Source organism: Microcystis sp. M49636_WE2, from assembly GCF_030065375.1.
In the GTDB taxonomy this organism is placed as follows: Bacteria; Cyanobacteriota; Cyanobacteriia; order Cyanobacteriales; family Microcystaceae; genus Microcystis; species Microcystis aeruginosa_C.
In genome coordinates this window covers 1-4424 of record NZ_JASJFG010001042.1, presented here as the reverse complement: position 1 = coordinate 4424, position 4424 = coordinate 1, and the positions used below count along the sequence as shown (strand labels likewise).

Here is a 4424-nt window from a genome sequence, read left to right as displayed (position 1 = left end):
TGCAACTGTTAAATAGTGGCGGTTCTGTCATTGCCTCCTCTACTAACGGTGGTACGGCTTCTGAGAGCATTACCAGTCAGTTGAGTGCAGGCACCTACTACATTCGTGTCTATCCCTATAGTGGCAATACCAACTATAATCTCGCTGTTTCGGCCGCTCCTTTAGCTCCTGTTGACCTAGCTGGCAATACCCTCGCCACTGCCAGAGCGATTACCGTCGGTTCCAGCACCACCAGTTACACCGATTGGGTAGGAAGCACCGATACCAACGATTACTATCGTTTTTCCCTCGCTAATTCTAGTAACTTTAATCTCAGTCTCACCGGAATGACCGCCGACGGGGACGTGCAACTGTTAAATAGTGGCGGTTCTGTCATTGCCTCCTCTACTAACGGTGGTACGGCTTCTGAGAGCATTACCAGTCAGTTGAGTGCAGGCACCTACTACATTCGTGTCTATCCCTATCAAAGTGCTAATACCAACTATAATCTCGCTGTTTCGGCTACCAGTGGCGGTGGTGGAACTGGATTTAACTCCACCTATGGTTACGGTTTAGTTAACGCTGCCGCTGCCGTTGCTCAAGCAATTAGTCAACCCACTTTTGCCGATGTTCCTAACTTGGGAGGTAATAACTGGGGTAATGATATGGTTAACGCCCCCGAAGCTTGGGCAAGAGGTTATACAGGACAAGGTGTTACAGTGGCTGTAATTGATGATGGGGTGGACATTCTACACCAAGACCTGAGCAACAATATTTGGCGCAATACAAGGGAAATTGCCGGTAATGGCATTGATGACGACCGTAATGGCTATGTGGATGATATTCACGGCTGGAACTTTACCACTGGTTTTGGTGGTAACAGTGGCAATGTCCGACCCGAAAGTGCTTTGAGTACCCACGGCACTCATGTGGCAGGTACAATCGCCGCCAGTAACAATGGCATCGGTATTACTGGTGTTGCTTATAATTCCAGAATAATGGCTCTCAAAATTGCCAACACCGATAGTAACAATAATTGGATAAACACTGGCAACCTTGCTCAAGCCATCCGCTATGCAGTGGATAATGGCGCTCGCGTCATTAATATGAGTTTGAGATGGTCTGATTCAACTGCTTTACGCGATGCCCTTGCCTATGCCGCTAGTCGCAATGTGATTACGGTTAGTGCCGCTGGCAACTCTAGCGGGTCTTCTCCCGGAACACCCGCATACTACGCTACCCAATACGGTTTTTCCGTCGGTGCCGTCGATAGCAGCCGGACAATTGCTAGTTTCTCCAATCGTGCCGGAACTAACAGCAGTATGCAGCACGTTATGGCTCCGGGGGTGAATGTTTATTCGACTGTACCGGGCAACGGATACGCGAGTTACAGCGGAACCTCGATGGCGGCTCCCCATGTGGCAGGAGTAGTGGCTTTAATGCTCGGGGCTAATCCCAACTTAACCCATGCTCAAGTCCGCAGTATTCTCACTAGCAGTGCTGTCCGTCTTCCTTAAAACGCTATTAATGCTCATAACCCAGAGCATTCCTAGTTAACCAATGCTGAAGAAAGTCTCTGTTGGATTCTGCACGAGGCTTTTCTTCAGCCAAAATAACAGCCAAATCGCCAAAACTATGATTTATCCTAACTTTCGCTGGTTCCTAAGTTTGACCATTATTCTAGTTACAATGATGAGCTTTACTGACCCGAATTTCTCTCAATCAAAACAGGGTATTTCTGGCACTATTCTTCGTCTTAGCGGCGACCAAATGCCCACTATAGACACAACATCCTTAAGAACAAAACCTGAACCTATTAAAACAACTGTTTGGATTTTTTCAGGTAGAATTCCCGCTCAAGGAACCAACTGGTCAGTAGCCCAAGCCCAAAAACATCCTCACCTAATCAAGCAAATAAGTAGTGATTCTCAAGGTAATTTTTTTGTGGAATTGCCCTCAGGGGAATATACTCTCCTCGCTCAATATGATGACAATTTGTACCTCAATAATTTTTTAGGGGACGGCAGCTATGGAACCGTACAAGTGACTAACGGTCAAATTGTCAATATTCAGTTAATTAACACGGAAAAAGCTTATTTTTAGCAATTATTGTCCCAAAACGCTCAAGAAATAACATTTCTTGAGAGTGAGATAGAAGAAAATAATTTACTATCTTGCTTGATTACGTCTGCATTTCGCCAGTATTTGAATTGGCGAATTCCTAGTCTTTTTAATTACGATAGGTCTGGCTCTGTAATTTCTTCGGCGATGTTCTCTAGCATTCTTGGAATCTCTTCTTCCGTTACGTCATTTCTTCGGCTAACATTTAAAATATCACCTTCTTTTAATTGTTCGAGTATATTCTCGGCTAGTCTTTTCGTATAAGTTCGTTTACTGGCGACAAAATCTAACTCTTCGCTCAAGGGTTTCCGACAATTATCGCACTTAAATTGACGACGATTAACTTGTGGGTACACTGGTTGTCCTGAGAGCGGCGAATCTTTGACTAAATGGGGTTTGCTGAATAAATCTAAAAACCTTGTTTGATAAGACTTTTAGACTTTTTTGAAATCCAAAAGTGGTGGACATGGGAGTGATCAGGGGGAAAATTCCAGGACTTTTTCCCTGAAAATTAGGTAATTGACCCCCTCAAAATGGGTAAAACCCCACACTCTACCCCCACGAAAAACTTTTTGCCACAAACCCTATCTAGTGGGTGGGGATTGATGATTGCTCTTGCCGATCGAGTAATCGATCGAGGATGATAGAAAATAGACAAAATAGATAGGCAGTAAAGGAAAACAGTGGAAAAGGGAACGCTGGTAGAATTTCGAGTGCAAGGAGAAAGGCGCTTAGGGGTGATCGATCGCCCAGAAGGTAAAAAAGATTGGATCGTCATCGATCAAGGGGGAAACCCGCATAAACTGCGTCCCCAACGCTTCGATTACATTATCAAAGCAGGTCCGTCCAACCATAAGGAGATTGGCAATTTTCTGCGGGAAGTCCAACCCTATCTAGATCCCAGTGGTTTAGAAGTGGCCTGGGAATTATTAGCCGGGGAAAATCAGTTAGTCACTCCCGAAACCATGGCCGAGATACTCTTTTCCGATCGCGGTCCGCAGTTTTGCTATGCAGCCCATTGTCTCTTGAGTGAGGATAAAGTTTATTTTAAAAATAAAGGGGATGGTTACGAGGCCCGCTCTGAAAATCAGGTAGAGGAAATCAAACACCAGCTAGAGGTGGAACAACAGCGTCAACGGGAAAAAAGCCAATTTCTCCAACGTCTCCAACAGGCCCTGGCCGGTGAAACGGTAGAATGGTCAGAAAGCGATCGAATTCGTCTGGAGTCTCTAGAAAAATTTATCCTCCAACCCGAACAAAAATATCCAGCAGCCATGGACATACTCTCGCTGCTGGGCCGTTCCCAAACCCCCGAGGCTGCTTTTGAATTGTTAGTCGATTTGAAATGGTGGAGTAGTCACGAAAACCTTTTCCTGCGACGCAGTTCCTACCCCGTTCAATTCTCGAAAAAGGTACTTGATGTGACGCGTCTTAATTTACTCAATCCCCCTGCGGATGCGGATGTCAACAATCGTCTTGATTTAACCCACCAAAAAATTTATACCATCGACGATGAAAGTACCGAGGAAATCGATGACGGATTATCGGTGGAAATGCTCGCGGATGGTGGTCATCGTCTCTGGATTCATATTGCCGATCCTAGCCGTTTAGTGCTTCCCGATGATGAATTAGACCTAGAAGCGCGTCGTCGTAGTACCAGTCTCTATCTTCCCACGGGAATGGTTCCCATGTTTCCCCTAGAATTGGCCGCCGGTCCAATGAGTTTGGTACAGGGTAAACTTTGTCCCGCCTTGAGTTTTGGGGTAATCCTCGATGAAACAGGGGCGATCGCCGATTATCGTATCCATCCTAGTACAATTAAACCCACCTATCGCCTCACCTACGAAGATGTGGACGAAATGTTACATCTGGATCTGCAGCATGAACCGGAAGTGAAGATTCTCAACCGTTGGGCCAAACAACGCCACGCATGGCGCAAATCTCAGGGATCGATTAACATCCAAATGCCAGAATCATCCATTAAGGTGAAGGCTAACGACGAAATTATCGTAGAATTGCAGGAAGTTTCCCCATCTCGGCAATTAGTGGCGGAAATGATGATTTTAGCTGGAGAAATCGCCGGTCGCTACTGTCAGGAACACGAGATACCCGTACCTTTCCGGGGACAACCACAACCGGAATTACCCCCCGATGAGGAGTTAATTTTACTACCTGCGGGCCCAGTGCGTTCCTGTGCCTTGCGTCGCTGTATGCCGCGCAGTGAGATGACGACGATTCCTAACCGTCATGCTAGTCTGGGATTGAATACCTATTCCCAAGTAACTTCGCCAATTCGCCGTTATACTGACCTTTTGACCCATTTT

The 4424-nt window shown here is 46.0% G+C and carries 3 protein-coding genes and 1 pseudogene; 3 read left to right on the top strand and 1 reads right to left on the bottom strand.

What is annotated here, in order from left to right; genetic code table 11:
- Window positions 1-1496: S8 family serine peptidase (locus tag PX484_RS24015; RefSeq protein ID WP_288105935.1), on the top strand; the 1496-nt coding region annotated here is incomplete at its 5' end.
- A gap of 118 nt (window positions 1497-1614) precedes the next feature.
- Window positions 1615-2082, top strand: a complete 468-nt coding sequence (locus PX484_RS24010; protein WP_069474888.1) for a hypothetical protein — start codon at window positions 1615-1617, stop codon at window positions 2080-2082.
- A gap of 134 nt (window positions 2083-2216) precedes the next feature.
- On the opposite strand, the pseudogene PX484_RS24005 reads toward PX484_RS24010, so the two are convergent.
- A pseudogene (locus PX484_RS24005) lies at window positions 2217-2492 on the bottom strand (ISL3 family transposase); the annotation flags it as partial.
- A gap of 291 nt (window positions 2493-2783) precedes the next feature.
- Between PX484_RS24005 and PX484_RS24000 the strand changes: the two are divergent.
- Window positions 2784-4424: ribonuclease catalytic domain-containing protein (locus PX484_RS24000; RefSeq protein ID WP_288105931.1), on the top strand; the 1641-nt coding region annotated here is incomplete at its 3' end.